The sequence below is a fragment of the Streptomyces sp. NPDC031379 genome, assembly GCF_055569615.1.
Window position 1 is genome coordinate 77,154 of sequence record NZ_JBVIIT010000019.1, and the last position, 21,923, is coordinate 99,076.

General features: G+C 71.5%; 24 protein-coding genes and 2 pseudogenes. 14 read left to right on the plus strand and 12 right to left on the minus strand.

Going from position 1 to position 21,923, the window contains the following annotated elements:
• Positions 1 to 17: 17 nt before the first annotated feature.
• The gene (locus ACZ5CW_RS26070) at positions 18 to 680 is read left to right on the plus strand and encodes an HAD family hydrolase (RefSeq protein ID WP_468605349.1); all 663 of its coding nucleotides are present in this window, start codon (positions 18 to 20) and stop codon (positions 678 to 680) included.
• Here ACZ5CW_RS26070 and ACZ5CW_RS26075 read toward each other — a convergent pair.
• A pseudogene (locus ACZ5CW_RS26075) lies at positions 655 to 1,239 on the minus strand (TetR/AcrR family transcriptional regulator); the annotation flags it as partial. The gene ACZ5CW_RS26070 and the pseudogene ACZ5CW_RS26075 sit on opposite strands and share 26 nt — an antisense overlap.
• Positions 1,240 to 1,258: 19 nt before the next feature.
• Between ACZ5CW_RS26075 and ACZ5CW_RS26080 the strand changes: the two are divergent.
• Positions 1,259 to 2,188, plus strand: a complete 930-nt coding sequence (locus ACZ5CW_RS26080; protein WP_468605351.1) for an alpha/beta fold hydrolase — start codon at positions 1,259 to 1,261, stop codon at positions 2,186 to 2,188.
• A gap of 69 nt (positions 2,189 to 2,257) precedes the next feature.
• On the opposite strand, the gene sigJ is transcribed toward ACZ5CW_RS26080, so the two are convergent.
• Complete coding sequence (sigJ, locus tag ACZ5CW_RS26085) at positions 2,258 to 3,199, minus strand: RNA polymerase sigma factor SigJ (protein ID WP_468605353.1); 942 nt, start codon at positions 3,197 to 3,199, stop codon at positions 2,258 to 2,260.
• Positions 3,200 to 3,339: 140 nt separating this feature from the next.
• Here sigJ and wrbA point away from each other — a divergent pair, with 140 nt between their 5' ends.
• Positions 3,340 to 3,945: an NAD(P)H:quinone oxidoreductase gene (gene wrbA, locus ACZ5CW_RS26090; RefSeq protein ID WP_468605589.1), complete on the plus strand. Its 606-nt coding sequence runs from the start codon at positions 3,340 to 3,342 to the stop codon at positions 3,943 to 3,945.
• Positions 3,946 to 4,091: 146 nt separating this feature from the next.
• Here wrbA and ACZ5CW_RS26095 read toward each other — a convergent pair whose 3' ends face one another.
• A complete protein-coding gene (locus ACZ5CW_RS26095; protein WP_468605355.1) occupies positions 4,092 to 4,907 on the minus strand; it encodes an SAM-dependent methyltransferase in 816 nt (271 codons plus the stop codon).
• A gap of 137 nt (positions 4,908 to 5,044) precedes the next feature.
• Between ACZ5CW_RS26095 and ACZ5CW_RS26100 the strand changes: the two genes are divergently transcribed.
• On the plus strand, positions 5,045 to 5,635 hold the full coding sequence (locus tag ACZ5CW_RS26100) for a GNAT family N-acetyltransferase (protein WP_468605357.1): 591 nt from the start codon (positions 5,045 to 5,047) through the stop codon (positions 5,633 to 5,635).
• Between the two features lie 19 nt (positions 5,636 to 5,654).
• Here the strand turns inward: ACZ5CW_RS26100 and ACZ5CW_RS26105 are convergent, their stop codons facing one another.
• The gene (locus tag ACZ5CW_RS26105) at positions 5,655 to 6,014 is read right to left on the minus strand and encodes a MarR family winged helix-turn-helix transcriptional regulator (RefSeq protein ID WP_468605359.1); all 360 of its coding nucleotides are present in this window, start codon (positions 6,012 to 6,014) and stop codon (positions 5,655 to 5,657) included.
• Here ACZ5CW_RS26105 and ACZ5CW_RS26110 point away from each other — a divergent pair.
• Both ACZ5CW_RS26110 and ACZ5CW_RS26115 read left to right on the plus strand, forming a co-directional pair.
• On the plus strand, positions 6,013 to 6,636 hold the full coding sequence (locus tag ACZ5CW_RS26110; protein WP_468605361.1) for a hemerythrin domain-containing protein: 624 nt from the start codon (positions 6,013 to 6,015) through the stop codon (positions 6,634 to 6,636). The genes ACZ5CW_RS26105 and ACZ5CW_RS26110 overlap by 2 nt on opposite strands.
• Positions 6,537 to 8,171, plus strand: a complete 1,635-nt coding sequence (locus tag ACZ5CW_RS26115; protein ID WP_468605363.1) for an SMI1/KNR4 family protein — start codon at positions 6,537 to 6,539, stop codon at positions 8,169 to 8,171. Before ACZ5CW_RS26110 ends, ACZ5CW_RS26115 begins: the two co-directional genes overlap by 100 nt.
• On the opposite strand, the gene ACZ5CW_RS26120 is transcribed toward ACZ5CW_RS26115, so the two are convergent.
• The 3 genes from ACZ5CW_RS26120 to ACZ5CW_RS26130 all read right to left on the minus strand — a co-directional run bounded on the left by ACZ5CW_RS26120 (position 8,158) and on the right by ACZ5CW_RS26130 (position 10,100).
• Positions 8,158 to 9,195 carry an alcohol dehydrogenase catalytic domain-containing protein gene (locus ACZ5CW_RS26120; RefSeq protein ID WP_468605365.1) on the minus strand — a complete coding sequence of 346 codons (1,038 nt, stop codon included), beginning with the start codon at positions 9,193 to 9,195 and terminating at the stop codon, positions 8,158 to 8,160. The two genes, ACZ5CW_RS26115 and ACZ5CW_RS26120, sit on opposite strands and share 14 nt — an antisense overlap.
• A gap of 108 nt (positions 9,196 to 9,303) precedes the next feature.
• Entirely contained in the window at positions 9,304 to 9,717 is a 414-nt protein-coding gene (locus ACZ5CW_RS26125) for a (R)-mandelonitrile lyase (protein ID WP_468605367.1), read from the minus strand.
• Between the two features lie 62 nt (positions 9,718 to 9,779).
• The gene (locus ACZ5CW_RS26130) at positions 9,780 to 10,100 is read right to left on the minus strand and encodes a carboxymuconolactone decarboxylase family protein (protein WP_468605369.1); all 321 of its coding nucleotides are present in this window, start codon (positions 10,098 to 10,100) and stop codon (positions 9,780 to 9,782) included.
• A 223-nt stretch (positions 10,101 to 10,323) separates the two neighbouring features.
• Here ACZ5CW_RS26130 and ACZ5CW_RS26135 point away from each other — a divergent pair, with 223 nt between their 5' ends.
• Both ACZ5CW_RS26135 and ACZ5CW_RS26140 read left to right on the plus strand, forming a co-directional pair.
• Positions 10,324 to 11,217 carry a helix-turn-helix transcriptional regulator gene (locus ACZ5CW_RS26135; RefSeq protein WP_468605371.1) on the plus strand — a complete coding sequence of 298 codons (894 nt, stop codon included), beginning with the start codon at positions 10,324 to 10,326 and terminating at the stop codon, positions 11,215 to 11,217.
• Positions 11,218 to 11,501: 284 nt separating this feature from the next.
• A complete protein-coding gene (locus ACZ5CW_RS26140) occupies positions 11,502 to 12,275 on the plus strand; it encodes a hypothetical protein (RefSeq protein ID WP_468605373.1) in 774 nt (257 codons plus the stop codon).
• A 156-nt stretch (positions 12,276 to 12,431) separates the two neighbouring features.
• On the opposite strand, the gene ACZ5CW_RS26145 is transcribed toward ACZ5CW_RS26140, so the two are convergent.
• A complete protein-coding gene (locus ACZ5CW_RS26145) occupies positions 12,432 to 13,355 on the minus strand; it encodes an NADP-dependent oxidoreductase (RefSeq protein WP_468605375.1) in 924 nt (307 codons plus the stop codon).
• Between the two features lie 128 nt (positions 13,356 to 13,483).
• On the opposite strand from ACZ5CW_RS26145, the gene ACZ5CW_RS26150 reads away from it, so the two are divergent.
• Positions 13,484 to 14,527, plus strand: a complete 1,044-nt coding sequence (locus ACZ5CW_RS26150) for a GlxA family transcriptional regulator (protein ID WP_468605377.1) — start codon at positions 13,484 to 13,486, stop codon at positions 14,525 to 14,527.
• On the opposite strand, the gene ACZ5CW_RS26155 is transcribed toward ACZ5CW_RS26150, so the two are convergent.
• Both ACZ5CW_RS26155 and ACZ5CW_RS26160 read right to left on the minus strand, forming a co-directional pair.
• Positions 14,521 to 15,153 (minus strand): hypothetical protein, encoded by a 633-nt coding sequence (locus tag ACZ5CW_RS26155; protein ID WP_468605380.1) that lies wholly within the window; start codon positions 15,151 to 15,153, stop codon positions 14,521 to 14,523. The genes ACZ5CW_RS26150 and ACZ5CW_RS26155 overlap by 7 nt on opposite strands.
• A 541-nt stretch (positions 15,154 to 15,694) precedes the next feature.
• A complete protein-coding gene (locus tag ACZ5CW_RS26160) occupies positions 15,695 to 16,942 on the minus strand; it encodes a phosphatase PAP2 family protein (RefSeq protein WP_468605591.1) in 1,248 nt (415 codons plus the stop codon).
• Positions 16,943 to 17,691: 749 nt separating this feature from the next.
• Here ACZ5CW_RS26160 and ACZ5CW_RS26165 point away from each other — a divergent pair.
• Positions 17,692 to 18,333 (plus strand): hypothetical protein, encoded by a 642-nt coding sequence (locus tag ACZ5CW_RS26165; RefSeq protein ID WP_468605382.1) that lies wholly within the window; start codon positions 17,692 to 17,694, stop codon positions 18,331 to 18,333.
• Positions 18,334 to 18,500: 167 nt separating this feature from the next.
• On the opposite strand, the gene ACZ5CW_RS26170 is transcribed toward ACZ5CW_RS26165, so the two are convergent.
• The gene (locus ACZ5CW_RS26170) at positions 18,501 to 18,881 is read right to left on the minus strand and encodes a VOC family protein (protein WP_468605384.1); all 381 of its coding nucleotides are present in this window, start codon (positions 18,879 to 18,881) and stop codon (positions 18,501 to 18,503) included.
• Positions 18,882 to 18,936: 55 nt separating this feature from the next.
• Between ACZ5CW_RS26170 and ACZ5CW_RS26175 the strand changes: the two genes are divergently transcribed.
• The 3 genes and pseudogenes from ACZ5CW_RS26175 to ACZ5CW_RS26185 all read left to right on the plus strand — a co-directional run.
• On the plus strand, positions 18,937 to 19,506 hold the full coding sequence (locus ACZ5CW_RS26175) for a hypothetical protein (protein WP_468605386.1): 570 nt from the start codon (positions 18,937 to 18,939) through the stop codon (positions 19,504 to 19,506).
• A gap of 13 nt (positions 19,507 to 19,519) precedes the next feature.
• Positions 19,520 to 20,038, plus strand: coding sequence for a GNAT family N-acetyltransferase (locus ACZ5CW_RS26180; RefSeq protein WP_468605389.1), 519 nt, complete (start codon positions 19,520 to 19,522; stop codon positions 20,036 to 20,038).
• 66 nt (positions 20,039 to 20,104) lie between these two features.
• Positions 20,105 to 20,434 (plus strand): annotated as a pseudogene (locus tag ACZ5CW_RS26185) (SpoIIE family protein phosphatase); the annotation flags it as partial.
• Positions 20,435 to 20,495: 61 nt separating this feature from the next.
• On the opposite strand, the gene ACZ5CW_RS26190 reads toward ACZ5CW_RS26185, so the two are convergent.
• Positions 20,496 to 21,308: a class I SAM-dependent methyltransferase gene (locus ACZ5CW_RS26190; protein ID WP_468605391.1), complete on the minus strand. Its 813-nt coding sequence runs from the start codon at positions 21,306 to 21,308 to the stop codon at positions 20,496 to 20,498.
• Between the two features lie 186 nt (positions 21,309 to 21,494).
• Here ACZ5CW_RS26190 and ACZ5CW_RS26195 point away from each other — a divergent pair, with 186 nt between their 5' ends.
• On the plus strand, positions 21,495 to 21,923 hold the full coding sequence (locus tag ACZ5CW_RS26195) for a hypothetical protein (protein ID WP_468605393.1): 429 nt from the start codon (positions 21,495 to 21,497) through the stop codon (positions 21,921 to 21,923).

Consider the following 21,923-nt stretch of genomic DNA (forward strand, 5'->3'; position numbering starts at 1 on the left):
GCCCCTATGCTGCTGCGATGATCCATCCGATCCGACTGGTGATCTTCGACTGTGACGGCGTGCTGGTCGACAGCGAACGCATCGCCGTGCGCCTCCAGGTCGTCCTCGGCGCCGAGCTGGGCTGGCCGCTGACCCATGAGGAGGTCGTCGCCCGGTTCATCGGGCGCACGCACGCCACGATCCGCGAACTGGTCGCCGACCGGCTCGGCGAAGAGACCGCCGCGCTCTGGCACGAGCGGTTCGAGCGGCTGCACCGCGAGGCGATGGACGCCGAACTCGCCCCCGTCGACGGGCTGCTCGAGGCGCTGGAAGCGATCACCGTGCCGACCTGTGTGGCCTCCAGCGGCTCGCACGACAAGCTGCGGCACACCCTGGGCCGCACCGGTCTGTACGAACGCTTCGCCGGTCGCATCTTCAGCGCCACCGAGGTCGCCTGCGGCAAGCCCGCCCCGGATGTCTTCCTGCACGCCGCGCGGCGGATGGGTGTCGATCCGGCGGCCTGTGTGGTGGTCGAGGACAGCCGGCCCGGCGTCCAGGCCGCCCGCGCCGCCGGCATGCGTGCCTTCGGTTACGCCGGCGGCCTCACCCCGGCAGGACAGCTCGAGGGCCCGGGCACCGTCGTCTTCCACGACATGCGCAAACTGCCCACCCTGCTCAGCGACCGGCAGACGGAGGCGTAGGCCCCTCCGTCGGGCCCGGGTCGGCCGGCCGGAAGATCCGGTCCAGGTGGTAGGCGAGGACGCCGGTGGCCGACTCGGCGCCGCGCTGGCCCACCAGGACACTGGTGCCGAGCCCCGCGGACATGGCCAGCAGGCCGACCGCCTCCGCGTGCGCGTCCACGCCGGGCCGCAACCGCCCCTCCTGCGCGGCCTGCCGGAGCAGGTGGGTCACGGTGGCCTCGGCCGCGTCGGGATCCTTGATGAACGGCTGGGCGGCGACCGCCTCGTCGGTCACGGCCAGGACCGCGTACGAGGTGTAGAGGTGGTGGAAGACGCGGCTCTCCGCGTCGACCGGCAGGGCCGCCAGCAGCAGCGCCTCGATCACCGCGCGCGGTCCCGGATCGTCCCCGGCGGCCCGCACCCTGGCCGCCACCCGCTCCCCGAACCTCTCGGCCAGATGCCGCAGTCCGAACAGCAGCAGCTTCTCCTTGGACTCGAAGTAGTACTGCACCAGCCGCAGCGACACGCCCGCCTCCGCCGCCACGTCCCGCATCCCCACGGCGTGCAGCCCGAGCCGCCCGGTGGCCCCGGAGGTGGCCGTGACCGTGTCCGAAGCCGTAACAACCCGTCCCCGGCCCGACGTCGGCCGCTTCGTCAGTGACGCCCTGCGCGACCGCTACTTCGCGGCCTGCGACGCGGTCTACGCACTGGGCGCACCCGCCGCCGGGGAGCAGGACGTGGAGACCTCCTTCGGGACCACCCACGTCTACCGCTACGTCCCCGCCGACCCGGCCGCCCGCGAGCGCACCCCCGTCGTGCTCGTGCACGGCGCGGGCAGCTGCTCGGCCATGTGGTACCCGAACACCCCCGACCTCAGCGCCGAGCGGCCCGTCTACGCGCTCGACACCCCCGGCGATCCCGGCCGCAGCATCCAGCGCGCCGCCATCCACCAGCCCGAACGCGCCGCGCAGTGGCTGGAGGAGGCGCTCGCCGGGCTCGGGCTCGACCGGGTACATCTCGTCGGCAGTTCCTACGGTGGCTGGCTCGCCCTGAACCAGGCGCACCGCAGGCCCGAACGCCTCGCCTCGGTCACCCTTCTCGACCCCGGCGGCCTGGAGAAGGTTGGCCTGCGCTTCTTCGTCTGGATCTTCGTGAGCCTCTTCGCGACGTTCGCCCCCAGGCGGCTGCGGCCCCGCCTCGCCTCCTGGCTGGAACAGCCGGTGCTGGTCGTACCGGAACTCCGCGCCATGGTCAGGGCCGGGGTGCGCGCCCACCGCATACGGCGCCCCGCGCCCCTGCCCCTCACGGAAGCCGAACTCGCCACCGTCCGCATCCCGTCGTACCTGGTCCTCGGCAGGCGCAGCCTGCTGGTGCACCCGCGTCGGCAGGTCGAGCGCGTGCCCCGGCTGATCCCGGGAGCCCGGGCCGAGATCATCTCGGACACCGGCCACGGCCCGCAGATCGACCACGCCGCCCGGACCAACCGGCTGATGCTCGACTTCATGAGGACCGTCGGCGGCGACCACTAGGGCTTGCCGTCACCCGCCGCGGTCACCCTTCGCCGACCCGGCCCTCGTGCCGCTGTCGGCCGGGGGCTGTCAGGGCGTGGTCCAGGAGCGGAGCTTGTCGGGGTTGAGCACGGCCCAGATGTGGTTGATCCGGTCGGCCGCGATGTCGAACGCCATGACCGACACGGTGACGCCGTCCCGCTGGGCCACCAGGCCCGGCTGACCGTTGACCGTACGCTCCACGAGCGTCACGTCGGGGGCCGTGGCGGGCCGGTCGGTGAAGAAGCGCGCGACCTGCTCGGCGCCTTCGACGGGGTGGGGCGCGGCCCTGACGAGTCCGCCGCCGTCACCCGTCGCGGTGGCGTCGGGAGCCAGCAGGCCGATGAGGGCGTCGATGTTCTTGGCCTCCCACGCCTGCTTGAAGGCCCTGACGATGTCGGCGTGCCGGGCCGCCGAGGCCGCGTCGGGCTGCGGGGCGCGAATGCGCCGACGGGCCGAGGTGGCCAGCTGGCGGCATGCGGCCGGGCTCCGGCCGACGATCTCGGCCACTTCGGTGAACGGGTAGCGGAAGACGTCGTGGAGGATGAACGCCACCCGTTCGGCCGGGGTCATCGCCTCGAGGACGACGAGGAAGGCCATGTTGACCGACTCGTCCAGGGTCACCCGGTCGGCGGGGTCTATGATGCCGGCGCCCGGCCGTCCGCTGATCCATTCCGTGCGGTCGGGCAGCGGCTCCGGGATCCATTCGCCCATGTAGCGCTCGCGCCTGGCCCGTGCCGAGCCGAGCTGGTCGAGGCAGATACGGCTGGCGACGGTGGTCAGCCAGGCGCCGGGGGAGTCGATGGCCTGCTGCTGTTGCGGGGTGAGGGCGTACCAGCGGGTGTAGGTCTCCTGTACGACGTCCTCGGCGTCGGCCAGGGAGCCCAGCATCCGGTAGGCGAGGTTGGTCAGCTGACGTCGCTCGCTCATGATCGCCTGCAGGCCCGGGTCGGGCCGGCCCTGCCCCGGCTCGGGCTCGGACGGGTTGGTCATGGTGTCACCGGCTCCCTTGGATGGTGCGTCTCACCTTTGTACGACGAGTCATCACCCAGGAGTGTGAGGCCGGTCGCATCGCCTCACATCTTGCGGGGCTGTCTCGTCGTACTGATCGAACCTGCACAGGAAGGAAATCGATCATGGCATCTGTCAACGTCGCGATCATCTACTACAGCTCCACCGGGACCATTCACGCCTTGGCGCGAGCAGCCGCCGAAGGAGCTGAGAAGGCCGGTGCCACCGTTCGGCTGCGCAAGGTCGCCGAGACGGCTCCGCCGGAGGCGATCGCTTCCAACCCGGCCTGGGCCCAGCATGTTCAGGACAGTGCCGATGTGACCGAGGTGGTCCACGACGACCTCGCCTGGGCCGACGCGGTGCTGTTCGGCACCCCGACCCGTTACGGCAACCCGGCCAGCCAGCTGCGGGCCTTCATCGACACCACCGGCCCGCTGTGGTTCACGGGCAAGCTGCAGGACAAGGTGTACTCGGCGTTCACCGCCTCCAACACCGCCCACGGCGGCCGTGAGTCGACCATCCTGGCGCTGAGCAACACCTTCTACCACTGGGGCGGGATCATCGTGCCGCCCGGCTACACCGACCCGATCCAGTTCCAGACGGGCACCCCCTACGGCACCTCCTGCGGGGCCGGCGAGCCCAGCGAGGAGACGCTGCAGGCGATCCGTTACCAGGCCCGGCGTGTCTCGGAGACCGCGGCGGCGCTGAAGGCCGGCCGGGCCGCCTGATCCGGCACGGCACACCGACTCGCCGGCCGGCGGGGGCACGCGGGATCCCGGAAACAGGCTCCCGGCTCTCTCGCGGCCGGCGAGACATCCCTCCACTCCGCCTCACCCGGGGCGGAGTGGAGGGTGGGCCGGCCCGTGTCCCGCCGCTACGGCTTGCGGCCGAGTCCGCCGTGTTCGGCGATGACCTCGGCGCCGGGTGCACCGGGCTCCGGACGCCACTGCGTGACGGACACGACGCCGGGCTCGATCAGCTCCAGCCCGTCGAAGAACGCGGTGATCTGCTCGACGGTGCGCAGGTTGTACGGGACGGCACCGCTGCTGTTGTAGGCGTCCTGGGCCTGCTCGAAGACCGGGTCGACGCCACGGGAACCGTCGTTGATCGAGAGGTAACTGCCCGACGGCAGGGCGCCCATCAGCCGGGTGACGATGGAACGGGCCTGGTCGTAGTCGGAGACGTGGCCCAGGATGTTGCTGAGGATGAGCGCGGTGGGCCGGCTGAAGTCCAGCGTCTCGGCGGCAGTGGCCAGGATGCGGTCCGGGTCCGTCACGTCGGCGTCGATGTAGGCGGTCGCGCCCTCGGCGGAGGAGTAGAGCAGGGCCCGGGCATGGGCCAGGACCATCGGGTCGTTGTCGACGTAGACGATCCGCGCCTCGGGGGCGAGCCGCTGGGCGACCTCGTGGGTGTTCTCGGCGGTCGGCAGGCCGGTGCCGACGTCCAGGAACTGCCGGATGCCCGCCTCGCGGACCAGATGGGCGATGTTGCGGCGCAGGAACGCACGGCTGCTGCGAGCGATGGTGACGATGCCGGGGAAGACGGCGGTGTACGCGTCTCCGGCCTCCTCGTCGACGGGATAGTTGTCCTTGCCGCCGAGCCAGTAGTTCCAGATGCGGGCGGAGTGCGGCACGGATGTGTCGATCTTCTGGTGCATCGTTGGTCCGGGCGTCGTCGCGGGGTCGGTCATGAGTCGTGTCCGTCTTTCAGCCGAGGCGTGGATCATTCACCGCACAACCTACGTCGAACATGCGCTTCGTGCCTGCCAGTTCGGGACGTGTGGCCGCTGACCGGCCGCGCGGCCGGGGGCGGGCGTACGGTCGGATCATGAAGAGGACTGCACACGATGCCACGGTGCCGGACCCGGTGGGGACCATCGTCTACAGGCCGGCGCGACCCGAGGACGGCGAGGCCCTCGCCGGAATCGACGGCTCGTTCACGACGGATTCCGTCTTCGAAGTGACCGCGAGCGCCGAGGGTTTCAGGATCCGTGAGGTTCCGGTGGATCCGCCCCTGCACAAGGTCTTCCCCGAGGAGGGCGACGGCGAGGACGACGACACCGATCCCGAGCTGAGCCGGACGGTGGTCGCCGACCGCCAAGGGGAGCTGTGCGGCTTCGTCACGGCCTCCTTCGACCCGTGGAACGCGCGTCTGACCGTGTGTGACATCGAGGTCGCACCGAAGTGGAGAGGCAAAGGGGTGGGGCGGACCCTGATGCGGCACGCCTTCGACTTCGCCAGGGAGCGCGCGGCGGTGCACGTGTGGCTCGAGGTCAGCAGCGTCAACGCTCCCGCCGTTCGCGCCTACCTCAGGATGGGCTTCGTCTTCTGCGGGCTGGACACCTCCCTGTACGACGGCACGGCCTCGGCGGGCGAACAGGCACTCTTCATGACCCGTCGGATGCGCGGCGGATCCTGACGACCGGCACCCCTGCCCGCTACCGCTTGCCGGCCGCCCCTTCGTGGCGGTCGAGGGCCGCCAGCAGCCGGCGCAGCGACGCCCGGGTGGCACGGATCTCCTCGTCGGGGATGTCCGCGAAGAGGCTGCGATGCGCCTTCGTGGCCCTGCCGGTGACACGGGCGAGTGATGCCCGGCCTTCGGCCGTCAGGGTCAGCAGGGGCGAGCTGCGGTGATCCGGGTTGGGCTCGTAGGTGGCGAGCCCGAGGGCCACGAGATCGTTGGCGACTCGCTGGATGTTCTGGCGGCTCACGCCGAGCCTGCGCGCGGCCTGGGGAACGGTGAGGGGGTCGTCGGACGCGACGCTCAGCACCTGCCGACCACCCTGAGGACGGGTCATGTCCAAGATCGACCTCTACCGGAATGTTCACATGGGGCAGCGCGCGCGACTGTTCGCCCTCGCCGTCGAACTCGGGGCTGCGGACATCTCCCGCGGCGCCGCCGCCGAACAGGCGGACCGCTGCCTGGCCATGACGCGGGAGCTGCGTGAGCACGCCGACCATGAAGACACCTTCATCCACCAGCTCCTGCGGGAGCGGGCGCCACGAGCGGCCGACGCGCTGGAGGCGGGGCATGTCCGCCTCGACGCGGCCTTCGCCGCGCTGGACGAGCGGGCGCGCGCCTTCCCCTCGAGCCCTGCCGCCACCCTCGCGGAGGCCCAGCACGCGCTGTACCTCGCACTGGACGAGGTGATCAGCGCATATCCGGCGCACCTGTATGCGGAGGAGACGGTCGCGATGCCGGCTCTGTGGGAGTACGCCGGTGACGAGGAACTGGCCGCCGTGTACGCCGCCTTCCGCGCCTCCCGCACCCGGGGGCCGAGGACATCGGGCCGTACGGAGACCCGTACGGCCTGCAGCCGATGTACGAGGAGCAGCTGGGCGAGGACCCGGCCGAGGAGGAGGCGCTCCTGCCCGGCATGTGGGGCCGGGCGCTGCAGCTGTCGGTCGACTCGGACCTGACCGATGTGCTGATCGACCCGGGCGATGTGGGCGCCGACGGCGAGTGGGCGGTGTACGTGTACCACGGCTGGGGCGGCGAACGGCCGGACCGGTACGCCTCGTTCCGCGCCTTCATGGAGGACATGTACAAGGAGTTCTACCGCCTGGGCGGCGGTCGGCCGGGCTTCGAGAACAGCGTGACGCATGACCTCGACGTCAAGGTGGAGGAGGCCCGACTGGCCTGTCTGCGGGGCGAGTTGGACGCGGCGCTCGCTGTCCTCGACGAGGCGGGGGAGCTGGGCAGACCGAGGGCCGGACTGCTGTCCGCTCAGCTGCGGGCGCTGCTCGACGGCGGGCGCGGCGGTGTACCGGTTGACCCGCGCATGGACGATCCGCTGTACGCGGGCGAGGTACTGCCCCTGAGGGCGCGCGAGCACCTGCGCGCACGCCGGCGGGACGACGCCCTGGTGCTCGGCCCGGCGACGGAGGACTACGCGACGGACAGGGAGCGGGCCAGGACCGTCCTGGAGCAGATCAGGCAGCGCACCTACGAGTACACCTCGCCGGGCCCCTTCGGGCGCGCGGTCGAGGAGGCCAGAGAGCTGGCGCGCTGGGGTGACACGGACGGCGCCTGGCGGGTGCTCGCCGCGACGGTCCCGCTGTGGCAGCCGTACCAGGAGGACCACGTGGCCCCGTTCGGCCTGCTCGGGGACCCGCTGCTCGGGCCGGTCGTGACACCGGAGCGGGGCCGGCTGCTGCTGACCACACCCCGGGCCGGTCACGGGGAGGCGCTGCCCGCGCCCGCCGTCGAGGGGGTACCTGCGCGCGACGGGCTCGGGTGGCCGGCCGACGGGCACCCCACGGGTGGACCCCGCCGGGACGGGTACCGGTTCGTCCTGGTCGAGGGCGTACGCCCCGAAGAGCTGGCGGAGCGGTTCGGTTCGGGCCCGTTGGAGCCGGTGGCGGGCGAGGCCGATCTCTGGGATCTGCGATTCTCCCGGCAGCGCCGCGGTCCCCTGGCCCGGCTCGGCGCCCGCGACGGCTGGGGCTTCGCCTTCGAGTCGGCCCCCCGGCCGGGCTTCGACCCGGCCCGCCTGGCCGACCCCGGTCCCGAGCTGTCGCACGGCACCCGCGCCCTGACGGTCTGGGTGCAGCCGGGCCTGTTCCACTTCGCCTGCGCCGAGGACGGCGCACAGCGGTACGCCTTCACGGTCCATGAGGCCGAGCGCCGCCGGACGGGCACCCTCCCTGCCGCGCTCTGCCCCGACGGCCTGTTCCGGGCCCCCGCCGGGCCCGCCCCCGACCGCTCGGACGAGCGCCGTGCCCCGGACGCGATCGCGCAGTCGTTCGCCGTCTCACCTGCCCCGGTTCGCCCTCGAGCACGGCAGATTGCCCACGGTGCCGACACGGCCGTGGACCAGGCCGCCGGGACCGGGCGAGGCGTATGCGACGGTCACGATCACGCCCAGGTAGGTCCGGGCCCGGGCGGTTTGGTTTCATCGCCCGGTGTCCCGGCCGCCCGTTGTCCCGGCCGCTCGGGGTTCAGGGAGCGATGAGCACTTTGAGGGCTTCGCGCCGGTCCATGGCGCGGTAGGCGTCGGGCACCTGCTCGAGAGGGAGGGTGCGGTCGAAGACACGGCCCGGATCGACACTGCCGTCCAGGACGGCGGGCAGCAGTTCGTCGATGTAGGCCCGCACGGGGGCAGGACCGCCGGTGAGAGTGACGTTGGGCCCGAACAGACTGGCGAAACCGACCGGAGCCTCCTCGTACTGCGGCACACCGACCCGGCTGATCACGCCGCCGGGGCGGACGGCGCCGACGGCCATCTCGTAGGCGGGCATGTGGCCGACGGCCTCCAGGACGGCGCGGGTGCCGTAGCCGCCGGTCAGGTCGCGCACCTTCGCGATGCCTTCCTCGCCGCGTTCGGCGATGACGTCGGTGGCACCGAACGCGACACCGAGGTCGGTGCGCGTCTTGTGCCGGCCCATGAGGATGATCCGCTCCGCACCGAGCTGCTTGGCCGACAGCACGGCGAGCAGGCCCACCGCGCCGTCACCGATGACGGTGACGCTGTCACCGGGCTGCACATGCGCCTGCTTGGCGGCGTGGTAGCCGGTGCCGTACACGTCGGCCAGGGTCAGCAGCGAGGGCAGCAGCCGCTCGTCGACGTCCCGGGGCAGCTTGACCAGGGTGCCCTGGGCCTGGGGGACACGAATGACCTCGGCCTGGGCGCCGCCGACACCGCCGGCGGAGTAGAAGCCGCCCTGAGGGCAGGAGGTGTGCACGCCCTCGCGGCAGAACTCGCACGTGTTGTCGGCGTAGGCGAACGGGGAGACCACCAGGTCGCCACGGCTGAGACCGCTGACCTCGGAGCCGGTCTCCTCCACGACACCGAGAAACTCATGTCCCATGGGGACGGGGCCGTCGGCGGCGGTCAAGGAATGGTAGGGGTGCAGGTCGCTGCCGCACACGCAGGAGCGGACGATCCGCACGACGGCATCCGTGGCCTGCTCGATGGTGGGGTCCGGGGCGTCCTGGACACGGACGTCACCGGCTTCGTACATGAATGCTGCCCGCATGGGACATCGCTCTTTCTGATCGGTGATTCGGCCGGCCGTAGGTGCACGCTCTCGGCGGCACACGTACGGGCGGCGACAGGGGGGAGAGGTCGTGGCTGTTCGTGGCCGTCAGCGGCCGATGCCGACGAGAGCGGCGGCGTACTGCTCGTCGGTGACCGGCTCCAGCCAGGTGGTGCCGTCACCGGTGCCGTCACCGACGACCATGGCGATATGGGCCATGAGGTGGGTGTCGGTGGCGCCGTGCCAGTGCTCCTCGCCCGCCGGGCACCGCACGGTCTCACCCGCGCTCACGCGGACGACACCGCCGTCACGGGTGCCGACGAGGCCCACCCCGTCGGTGACGTGCAGGACCTGGCCCAGGGCGTGGGAGTGCCAGTTGGTGCGGGCGCCCGGGGTGAAGCGCACCAGCGCGGAAGCAAGACGGGCCGGCTCCGCGGGGACCGAGATCGGGTTCAGATAGACGTCTCCGGTGAAGCGCTCGGCCGGGGCCTTCACGGTGGGGGTGTCAGGGACGTGTTCCACGACTGCGTTTCCTTGATCGAACTGGAGGGGCGGGTGTGGTGCCGAGTGAGCAGCGCCGCTCGTCAGGCGCCGCGCTCGTCCGCGAGCTGCTTCAGCCGGTTGATCGCGGTCATCGCGTTGGGCCAGCCCGCGTAGAAGGCCAGGTGCGTGATCGCCTCGGACAGCTCCTTCACGCTCAGCCCGTTGTCGAGGGCCACCCCGAGGTGGTGGCCGAGCTGCTCGCCGCGGTACAGGGCGGCCAGGACACTCACGGTCACCAGGCTCCGGTCGCGCGGGGACAGCCCCGGCCGCTCCCAGACGTCACCGAAGAGGACCTCGTCGGTGACCTCCACGAGCTTGGGTGCGATCCCGGCCAGCTCCGGGGGTGCGGACTGTTTCGGCATGGGGGCGACTCCTCGATCCGAACGGGGTGAACCGGCCACCACCCACTGTGTGGCGGGCTCGGCCTTCCGGCAGCCGCCACACCCCGTACCCCGGTCGGACATCGGAGCGAAAGCCGCTGCCGGTATCGAGGAAACCGCAGGTCGGCAGTGTGAAGAAGGGTCTGCTGTGCCAGGTACCGACAGAGCCCCCCACCTGTGGACCGTCCGGCCTAGCCTGGAACGCGTGACCACCGAGAGCGACATCCGCGAGTTCCTGGCCTCCCGCCGCGCCAAGATCACCCCGCAGCAGGCCGGCCTGCCCGCCTACGGTGGCAACCGGCGCGTGCCCGGCCTGCGCCGCGAAGAAGTCGCCCTGCTCGCCGGCGTCAGCATCGACTACTACGTCCGCCTCGAGCGCGGCCGCCTCGCCGGAGCCTCCGAGGAGGTCCTCGACGCCGTCGCGAACGCCCTCCAGCTCGACGACGCCGAACGCGCCCACCTCTTCGACCTGGCCCGCGCCGCCGCCAAGCGCCCCGCCCGCCGCACCAAGCGCGCCCGCGGACCGCTCCCGGACAGCGTCCTGCGCGTCCTGCGGTCCATGGCCGACTCCCCGGCCTTCATACGCAACGGCCGCTTGGACATCCTCGCCACCGACACCCTCGGCCGTGCCCTGTACGCGCCCCTGTTCGCCGACCCCACCGCCCAGACGGTCAACATCGCCCGCTCACAGTTCCTGACGCCGGGGGGCCGTGACTTCTTTCCCCACTGGGGGGAGTCCGTCAACACCACGGTCGCCCTGCTGCGCACCGAGGCCGGACGCGCCCCGCACGACGCCGGACTGACCGGGCTCATCGGCGAACTCGTCACCCGCAGCGAGGAGTTCCGCACGGCCTGGGCCAAACACAACGTGCGCCTGCACCACACCGGCCGCAAGTCCTTCCGCCACCCCGCCGTCGGTGTCCTCGCCCTCGACTTCGACGCCATGGAACTGCCCGCACAGCCGGGCCTGACCCTCACCGCCTACAGCGCCGCCCCCGGGACACCCGACCACGATGCCCTGCGGCTCCTCGCCACCTGGGCCGCAACCGAGCGAGCCCGGCCCACCGGCAATCCTGCTCCCTGGGCCCCACACGACTGACGTGCGGCCGATCCGCACGGAGACCGGTCCGACCGGGTGCCGGTCACCCTGGGCCGACGCTCGTCGCGTGCACGCGCCGGCCGCTGGAGTGCCTGACGCTCGTGGTGATGGTCGCCGGTCTCCCGGAAGACGGTGGCGGCCTCGGTGCAGGCGTCGACCGCCTCCTGGGAACGCCGCACCTTGGCCAGGAGGCCGGCGCGCACCATCAGCGCGGGAGGCGGACCGTTGCGCCGGATGCCGCCTCGGCATGCGGAGGACATCCGCCTCCCCACAGGATCGTGATCATGCGGATGTTCACGGTGACCCGGCCCACTCGACGGCCGATGCGGCGCGGCGGTGCGCGACATGCCATAGGCACGGCTCTCGCCTGCGGCGTCCTGATGGCCGCTGCCACGGCGTGCGACCACGGGGCCGAGAGGAGGAGTCCCGGCGGCGCACCGGGCGCGGCGTCCGCCTTGCCCGGCCAGGCCGTGGGCACCCGCCTTCCGGGCATCGGAGACCGGATGGGCAGGCAGGTACCGGCCGACACCGGACAGGTGGTGGTCGTCTACGGCGAAAGCCGGTATTCCCCCGACGGTTTCGTCGTCCTCTACCAGAAGCGGGGCTCGACCTGGGAGCGAACGGCAGGCTGGCCCGCGCACAACGGCAGGCTGGGCTGGACGACCGACCATCGCATGGACGACGAACAGAGTCCCGTCGGCGTGTTCACCCTCACCGACGCGGGAGGCACGCTCGCGGATCCCGGAAGCCGACTGAGGTACTGGCACGACGACAACGCCTACGCGTCCATGCTGAATCCGGACGAAGCCCACGCCCGTGACTTCGACTACGTCATCGCCATCGACTACAACCGGCTCGAGGGCGCACCGCCCTTCGACTGGAACCGTCCCGACGGGGTCGACAAGGGCGGCGGCATCTGGCTGCACCTGGACCACGGTGACGGCACGTCGGCATGCGTCACCGTCCCGGAGTCCGGAATGAAGACCCTCCTGCGCACCCTGGATCCGGCGCAGCACCCCGTCGTGGTGATGGGCGACCGGGAACGGCTCGCGAGCTGAAGCCGGCGGGGCCGCGTCGGCGCCTCGTCGGGCCGGGGCCCGGCGGGTGGGTCCGCGGGCCCGGGCCCGGTGGTGGCTCGGCCGACCGCACACCGGGACGCGTTCCGTATCCGCTCGCGCGGCCGCGTGCTCCCCGCGGCAGCCGACGGCCGGGGATCAGTCGACCGTCAGGACGATCTTGCCGGTGGTACGGCCCTGCTCGCCGATCTCGTGCGCCTTCGCCGCCTGCGCCAGCGGCAGGACCGTCTCGACCACCGGCTTGAGCGCGCCCCGCTCCACCAGGCCGGCGATCTCGCGCAGACCCAGGTGGTCCGGCTCGACCAGGACCCACACCGCCCGCACCCCCTCCTGAGCGGCGGGAACGTCGTCCGGGCCGGGCAGGGTGATCAGCCGGCCGCCGGCCCGCAGGACCTTCAGGGAGCGCTCGGCCGTCTGGCCGCCGAGCCCGTCCAGCACCACGTCGACGTCGGACACGACGTCCTCGAACCGCACCGCGCGGTAGTCGATCACCTCGTCCGCGCCCAGCTGCCGCACCAGGTCGTGCTTGCCGGCGCTGGCCGTGCCGATGACGTACGCGCCGCGGGCCTTGGCGATCTGCACGGCGAAGTGACCGACCCCGCCGGCCGCCGCGTGCACCAGCACCCGCTCACCGGGACGCACGTCCGCCGTGTCCACCAGGGCCTGCCAGGCGGTCAGCGCGGCGAGCGGCAGCGCCGCCGCCTCCACGTGCGTCAGACCGGCCGGCTTGGGAGCGAGATGCCGGGCCGGCGCCACGACGTACTCGGCGTACCCGCCCGCCTGGCGCGGGAACAGCGGCATCCCGAAGACCTCGTCACCGGGACGGAACATCCCCACACCGGGCCCGACGGCCTCGACCGTGCCGGACACGTCCCAGCCGACCGCCGGCACGGCGCCCCACTCGATGAGGGCTCCGCCGGCGCGGGTCTTCCAGTCCACCGGGTTCACTCCGGCCGCGTGCACCCGCACCAGGACCTCGTTCAGTCCCGGCTCCGGGCGCTCGACCTCACGCTCGACCAGGTTCTCGGGTCCGCCCCACTGCTGCACGACCACCGCACGCATGCTGTCCGCCTCGTTTCCGTCTCGATCGGCTCGGCGCCGGGAGGTTCCCGGCGCGACGCAGTCCACGATCCGGCACATCGGCCCGCCATGGTGTTGGCCGTATGGCCACCATGTGACAGGATCTGGCCATGGGTACGGCACAGCGGACGATCACGCGGGACGAGCGGGACCGGGCGGCGCGGGCGCCCCGGCGGCACCGGATCGCCGTGCTCGCCCTGCCCGGGGTGCCGCCCTTCGAGCTGGGCATCCCCTCCCGTGTCTTCGGCAGCGTGGAGGACGCCGAGGGCCGCCCGCTCTACGACGTCACCGTCTGCACCGCCGACGGCGCCCCCGTGCTCAGCGACGCCGGTTTCACCGTGCAGCCCGCGGCCGGTCCCGAGGCCCTGGCCACCGCGGACACCGTGATCGTCCCGCCCACGCACGCGATGCCCGAGCTGGGCCGCGGCGGCCCGCTGCCCTCCGAGGTCACCGCGGCCATCGCAGGCATCCGGCCCGGCACCCGGCTGGTGTCCATCTGCACCGGGTCCTACGTGCTCGCCGCGGCCGGGCTGCTCGACGGCCGGCCGGCCACCACCCACTGGAACCTGGCCCCGGAGTTCCGCCGGGCCTACCCCAGGGTCAAGGTCGACGAGGAAGTCCTCTTCGTCGACGACGGCGACGTGCTGACCTCGGCGGGCGTGGCCGCGGGCGTGGACCTGTGCCTGCACATGATCCGCCGCGACCACGGCGCGGCCGCCGCCAACCGGGCCGCCCGCATATGCGTCGTACCGCCCTGGCGGGACGGCGGCCAGGCCCAGTACATCGACCGCCCGGTCCCCGAACCCACCGCCGCCAGCACCACCGCCGCCCGCGCCTGGGCCCTGGAACACCTCGGCGAACCGCTGTCCCTCGCCCGACTCGCCGAGCACGCCCGGATGAGCCTGCGCTCCTTCACCCGGCGGTTCCGCGACGAGGTCGGCATGACACCGGTGCAATGGCTCACCGCACAACGCCTGGAACTGGCCAAGCAACTGCTGGAGACCACCGACCTGTCCATCGACCTGGTCGCCCACCGCGCCGGCTTCGGCTCCGCGAACTCCCTGCGCGCACACATGAGAACGGCCTTCGGCATCTCACCCGCCGCCTACCGCCGCACCTTCAGCCCCCATGACCTCGCCGAGAGTCCTCAGTAGCGCTGTGCCTTGGCGAGCACGGGCGTCAGCTTCGGTTCCGGGGGCTCGTGGCTGAAGGCAATGGGTTGTTCCTTCTTGCCGGGCTCGAGATCCTCGGCGCCGACGTACCGTGTCTCGACCACCTTGCCCGCCGAGTTCTTGAAGTCGACCTGCACGGCATAGGAGGCCTTGCTGTCGGTCTTGTTGGTGATCGTGACGAGTACCGCGAGTACTCCGCCGCTCTGCGCTCTCGGAATACCCGTCATGGCGACCTCGGAGAGCGCGTTGCCCTGGCCCGTGACGTTTTTCAGTTCCTTTTCCGCCGCCGCGCTTCTGCGGTGGGTCTCGGCGTCCACCGATGCCTCGAACTCGGAGGCGCGGGCCGAGGCGGACGACGCCGCGGCGGAGGCGGAGGCCTGGGCCGAGCTGATCGCGGCGGAGGCGGAGGACGCCATCGCCGACGGCGGTGTCCCCGAGAAGGACGAGGCATTCGGCGTACTGGGAGTGCCTGCCGGGGGCGAGGAGCCCTGACCGTCGCCGTTGCCGCAGCCGGCGAGCCCGCCGACCAGGAGAAGACTGCCGAGCGCACTTCCCAGGACGATGCCGCGCCGGGCTCCGGCAGAGGCTCTGAGTCGGTTCGGGGACATAGGCCGTCCAAGAGGTCGATGGTCTTGTTCATCCATCGTCGGGGCCGCGACCACCGCTCGCGAGTCGGGTGGGCGAGCGCCACGCCCCCTCACGTGGTGGGTCATCTGATGTTGGGCCGGTCCCGTGGGCGCACAACGTCAACCTGATGAGGGTCGCCCGTTCGCCGGGCTCAGAGGCCCGATCCGCGCGGCCTGTCTCGTGATCCTGTGGCCGGAGCAGGCGGACCTGGCCGCCCCGAGCAGGGTCCGCCTGCTCGAGTGGTCCTGGACCGTCTCCCCGGAGCGACGCATCCTGCTCTGCGTGGCGTGCTGCGGGCTGCTCGGCGGATCCGTCCGCATGCTCCCGCGCATCCGTCGGGACCTGGCCTCGCCGAACGTCAGCTCGTGGTACATCCCGTGGTACTTCCTGAGGCGGCCACCGAACGACTGGAGAGCGCGTTCACGACCTTCTCCGGGGGAGCCCACCAGTCAGGACGGTCCGCCGCGCGAGACGAGTCGCCCGACAGACCGGCGGCCGACGAATCGAACTGACCCCGTGAACTCACGCCGGCTCGGGTTGCGGTTCCGGTTGCAGCGCCGGTACGGCCTTCGGTTCCCACAGTCTGGTGGTCCGCACGTAGCCGTAGATCACCGAGGCCATCGCCAGCACGATGAGTGGTCCGAACACCCAGGGACGCCCGGCCATCTCCATCGACAGATAGCGGTAGGACACCAGGAGCGCGGTGAAGACCGTTGCGCCGTAGGCGACCAGTTGGATTCCCGACCGGTCCCAGCCACGTGCGAGCGAGCGCATGGCCGCCTCGATCGTGACCGCGAACACCACGCCGGCGACGATGTCCGCGCCGTAGTGGTAGCCGAAGCCCAGCGTTGCACCGAGCGTGGCGATCAGCCAGAACGTGCCCAGGAATCGCAGAGCCCTCGGCCCCTTGCGGGAATGGATGAAGATCGTGGTGGCCCAAGCCGTGTGCAGGCTGGGCATGCAGTTGCGCGGGGTGATCTCATCGAACGGCATCGGGTGCGGCACATGGACCGGCGCCGTGTCCGGCCACACGTTGGCCACCGCCCAGTGGCCGCCGTCGGCTCCGTAGACGAAGATCGGCCCGACCACCGGGAAGATCATGTAGATGCCGGGCCCGAGGAGGCCGATCACCAGAAAGGTGCGCACCAGATGATGGCGCGGGAATCGGCGCTCGGTCGCCACGTTGCGCAGTTGGTACAGCGCGACGACGACCGCGGCCACCGCGAGCTGGATGTAGACGTAGTCGAGAACGTGGGAGCCGATCGGACCGGTGGCCCTGACGAACCGGCCCACCAGCCATGACGGGTCGCCCAGTGCGTGATCGGCGGTCGCCACGTACTGGTCCAGCACCGCCGGGCGGGTCTTGGACGTGACGAGCAGCCAGGTGTCGCCGGTCTTACGGCCGGCCACCAGCAGCAGGGCCAGTCCGACGCCCTTCAGCAGTAGGGCTCGTTCCTGTCCGGTGCGGCGCGTGACAGCGATGACCGCGTAGCCCACGACGACCCACAACGCGCCGTTGCCGAACATCATCTTGGCGTCGACGGCCCACCGCACCAGAAAGAAGACGATGTCGATGCCCACCGCGACACCGGCCGCGATGAACCGTTGCCGCCAGGGAAGCACGACCATCATCAACGCCATGCTGGCGTACAGCAGCGGCCCCGATTTGGGGGCGAATATCACCTCTTTCGCCTGGTTGGTGATCGGCCCCGGCAAGCCGTAGTGGCGCGCGGCGATCTCCAGCGCGACCAGGAATCCGAGGGTCACCACGCCCACCGTGGCCCAGAGGATCACCCGCGGCTGACGCCATGCGGCGAAGGTTATTCTGTAGTTTTTTCGTGAAAACACTTGAGATATATTGGATATCAATTGTTTGGCCGATTTGATAGATATTGGTCACATAAACTATTGATGGTGCTGTATGACGCCTTTTCCGGTGAAGAGCGGGCGATCGGGGTGATCATCGTAAGTTCGAACATGTTAGCGGAGTGGTGCTGACGGGTTTCGCCGGTCACGGGTGGCGTGATCGTTGCGCACCAGCCGGGAGGTATCAACCCGCCGTCCGCACTCGTGTCACGCCGCGGTGATCGGTTGACGCCGGCCCGGTCCGTGATGAGTGCGATGCTGTCCAGCCGTTCGGACCGAGCGGGGTGACCGATGCCGCTTCGACAGCTCTGGCGGCACTCCCTGAGGGCGGTCGGCTCGCGCTACTCGGTCGGGTGAACCTTCAGACCGCCCGGTGGCCGAGTGTGACTGGTCGCCGCCGGGGCTTTCCTGTCCACGCTGTGCCCTCCCCCCACCCCGCTTCTTCCCGAGCCTCCGGCCCGGTCGGTGAGATGATCACCCTGACGGAAAGGGTCGACAGCGACTACGTTCGCATCCTCAACGGCTTCTCCCCGTTCTGGTCTGAGCCGGCAGTAGCGCCGAGCCCGCACGCCCGACCCCTCGCGTCAGGCCTCGGGGCGTGTCCGTACCCTCGTCGGCGGACGGCTGGTGATCTTCTGGGAGGCGGCGGGGGCATGAGCGGACTCGGGACCGCGGCGGGGACCGTGCCTGGCGGGACGGTGAGCGGGAAGCGGGCGCTGAGTCCGGCTCGCAAGGCGGTCAACTCGTCGAAGTGGGCCGTGGCGGTGCCGGTGCTCCTGCTGTTCGGGGCGGGTGTGGCGCAGTGGGTGACGCCGCTCGGAGTGGTGGTCGTGCTGGCCGTCATCGCGGTCGCGGCGTGTCTGGTCGGCGGAGTGTGGCACCGGGCCGGGGCGGCCACGCTGGTGGCGGTGGCCTCGTTCGCGCTGACGCTGTTCGCCGGGCCGGCGGTCTACGAGGGGTACATGCGGACCGTGGGGGATCCGGTGGACGCGGTCGTCGTGGACGTCGTCGACCTGCACCGCAAGCACGGCGCCGACATGATGTGCACGGTCCGCGAACTGGGCGGCGAACGACGCACGTTCGAGGTCTCCCAGATGCAGAACTGCTTCGGCCAGGCCCGGCGGGGCGACCGGATCGTGGTGCGCGAGGACCCGCTGGGGCTGCTCGATCCATGGCTGCCCCACGGGCCCGAGGACCGGGACACCAGCGAGATCACCGCTGCCGTGACCATCGGGCTGACTCTGCTGGTCGGCGCGACCGTCTTCTACGGGGGTCAGCGGCGGCGCGCCCGTTAGAGCGTGGTTCCGCCTCTGCGCGGGGGCTCCCCGTGCACCCGGCCGCTGACCCAGGAACCGCTCCCCGTGCCAGACGAGGAGGTCCTGGGCCGTGTGCAGGTGCTTCTGGCTGCGATGGCAACGCCCGGCATGCGTCGAGGAGTATGGGCCCGCGGGTACGGACGCGGTCAGGGCCGGATCCGGGCGTGCAGGAGGCAGAACTCGTTGCCTTCCGGATCGGCCAGGACATGCCAGTTCTCGGTGCCGGTCTGGCCGACGTCGGCGGGCCTGGCACCGAGCGCGAGCAGCCGCTCCAGCTCGGCGTCCTGGTCGCGGTCGGTGGCGTTGACATCGATGTGCAGTCGGAGCTTCCCGGTCCGCGGCTCGCTGCTGGGGCTGAGGACGAGGGTGGGCTGCGGTCCGCCGAAGCCGACGTCCGGCGGCCCGATCTCGATGCTTCCGTCGTCGTCCCGGGCGAGTTCGACGTAGCCGAGGACCTCGCTCCAGAATGCGGCGAGCCCTTCGGCGTCGGCGCAGTCGATGACCAGCTCACTGATGCGGCATGCCATGCCGGCAGTCTACGGAGACGACTCGACTGCGGCTGCAGTATTAGTATGAAAGATCATGCGTCACGCCGTCAGAACAACCGCGCTCATTGCTGTCTGCGTCCTCGGACTTGCCGCCTGCACCGATGGTGACGACGGAAGCGAGCCGAGGCCGAGTCCGCGCACCGAACTCCGGCTGGGCCAGAGCGCCGACACGGCCGGCGTCGGCGGCAAGGGCACGGTGCGGATCACTCCGGACACCGTCGTCTACGTCGACAGGACCGACACCGGTGCCCCGGAGCACGACCTCTTCGCGGTCGTCGCCTTCAGTGCCGCGAATCGGGTCAAGACCCCGGTGACGGCGACGACCGACGACGGAGGCTTCCGCTGGGAGTCGCCCGACGGGCATGTCGTCAGGTCGGGGAACAGCGAGGGGGCGGCAGGGATCGCTCCCGTCGGCTTCAGTGACGGTGGCCCGACCGTTCGGCCCGGCACCTTCCAGAACGACACCACCGCCTTCGACATCACGGCCGCCGAGAAGGGCGGCACCCTCGTCTACGTCGACGGCAACGGCGACGCCTTCCGCTGGAAGATCCCCTCCAGCAGTTCAGGGAATGCGGTCCCGGCGTTGCGGTCCGCGCTGCGATGAAGGCGGTCGCGGCGTGAGCGCCCTCACGGCCCAGGCCATCGGCACCAGGCGGCTGGACCTGCTGCCGCTGCACGTCGAACACGCCGAGGAGATGGCCGAGGTGCTGTCCGACCCGGCCCTGCACACCTTCATCGGCGGAACTCCGGACACCCCGCAAGCCCTGCGCTCGCGCTACCGGCGCATGACCGCGGGCTCTCCCGATCCGGCCGTCTCCTGGCTGAACTGGGTGATCCGGCTCCGTGACACGTCCTGCCTCACGGGCACGGTCCAGGCGACGGTCAGCCCCTCCGGCCACGGCCACATCGCCGAGATCGCCTGGGTGGTAGGGACCCCTTGGCAGCGAAGAGGCATCGCCGCCGAAGCAGCCCGAGGGCTCGTCGACTGGCTCGCCCGGCAGCCGGTGCACACCGTCATCGCCCATATCCACCCCGAACACCGGGCATCCGCGGCCGTCGCCACGGCTGCCGGGCTCACTCCCACCGACGAATGGCACGACGGCGAGATCCGATGGCACCGGGGCATCGGACGATGACGTGGGCTTCGGCTTCCGGTAGCCGACGGTGAAGCGGCGCTGGACGGGGCGAGGCGGCTCCGCCTCGTCGATCAGGGCGACGGCCGCATCGTCCTGTACACCGACGGCATCACCGAGGCCCGTCGCCGCGGGGGTCGCGAATGCGGCGTCGAACGCTTCACCGACTTCCTCATCCGCCACCACGCCGACGGCCTGCCCGTCCCCGAAACCCTGCGCCGCCTCGTCCAGGCCGTCCTCGCCTACCACGACGGCCGTCTCCAGGACGATGCCACCGTCCTGCTGTGCGAATGGATCGGCCCGGCACTGGAGCCGGGCCACGAAGCGGCCGACCTGACCGGTCTGCCGTCCAGCGGTCCTCGCGGCGACGGCGAGCAGCTCCGGAGCACCACACCCTGACCGCGCGCATCCGTCGGACCCGGTGGGACAGGCCCAAGGCGGCTCCCGCCGCTCCCGCGGCTCACCCGCGAGGCCGTCGGCCCCACGCGGTGATCATGCCGGGGGAGAGGTCGGCGAGCGCGGGCGAGGAGAGGTAGTCCAGAGCGCTGTCGAGTTCGCCCGCCTCCAGCGCCGTACCGGCTTCCAGAGCGTCTCGCATGCTGAGCCAGGTGCTCTTCCAGAAGGCGGTGATGGGCGCGTCGACGGTCAGCGGCGGCAGAACGACCTCCGCGCCCACATCGAGCAGCCCCAGGTCGTGCAGGAGATGTGGGTAGCCCGTCACCCAGCTGATGTCGGTCCCGATCGTGTCCCGCAGCACCTGCCACATCGCCGCCATGGCCCGCCGGTAGGCCGTGTGGGGCGAGTGGGCCGTGGTCAGGTCGAGGGCATCGCCGACGACCAGCCAGCCTCCGGGCGCCACCCAGCCGGCCAGGCGCGCCAGCACGTCCGCGTGCTGGGGCAGATGCATCAGAACGAAACGGCAGTGGACCAGGTCGAACCCGCCCGGCGCCGGCCCCGACGCCGGATCGGTGACGTCCACGGCCATCGTCCGGAGCCGGCCGTTCGGTGGAGCGTTCACGAAGCGGGGGTCGCGGTCCAGGGCCAGCACCTCGTCGACGCCGGCCTCTTCGGCGAGCCAGCGGCTGATCGTCCCGGTGCCGGCACCCACATCGAGGCAGCGCCACCCGGGACCGACACCCAGGGCGGCCAGACGCGCCTGGCTCACCGCGTCGTAGGCCAGGGCGCCGTAGTCGACGCGCTCCGCTTCGCCCGACTGATCGGGGGCGAAGAGGTCTCTTCCGTAGCGTCCGCCCTCCGGCGCCGGTTCATCCACGGAAAACTCCTTCCTCCGGGGCGATCCGGCGCTCCATGCCGCGACCGTCACGATGTGCCGGAACCCAGCTCCCGGGGAGCGGGACCGGTGCATCCCATCGTGTTCCTCGCCCGCGTGCGACCGCACCCGCGGGCGCGGTGCCGACATCGCAGTGCTGTCACGCCAGGGTGGGCGTATCGTCCGAATATGGGTGACGTTCGGTGTGGCTGGTGCGGCACGGTGCTGCCGGAGCCGAACGGCCGCGGTCGCCGGTACTGCTGTCCGGCGCACCGGCAGGCGGCATGGCGGGCCCGGCGACGGTGGCGGGCGGCCGCGCAGGAGCGGCAGGCGATGATCGTGGCCGGGACGGAGCTGCTCGCCCACGTACAGGCCGTGGCACAGAAGCAGAGCACCGGCCCCATGCCATGGGCCTCGGCCAGGGGCCTGCACTGCGTCGCTGTGGCGCAGGTGCCCGAGCTGGCGGGCCAGCTGGTGCGCTGGGCGGTGCTGGCCGACCGGCGGGCCGGGGCGAGCTGGGCGCAGATCGGCGCCGTCCTGGGCATCAGCGCGGACACGGCCCGCAGCCGCTTCGGGCGGGTACGGAGATCACCGCTCGGCGCATGCACCCGGAGGTGA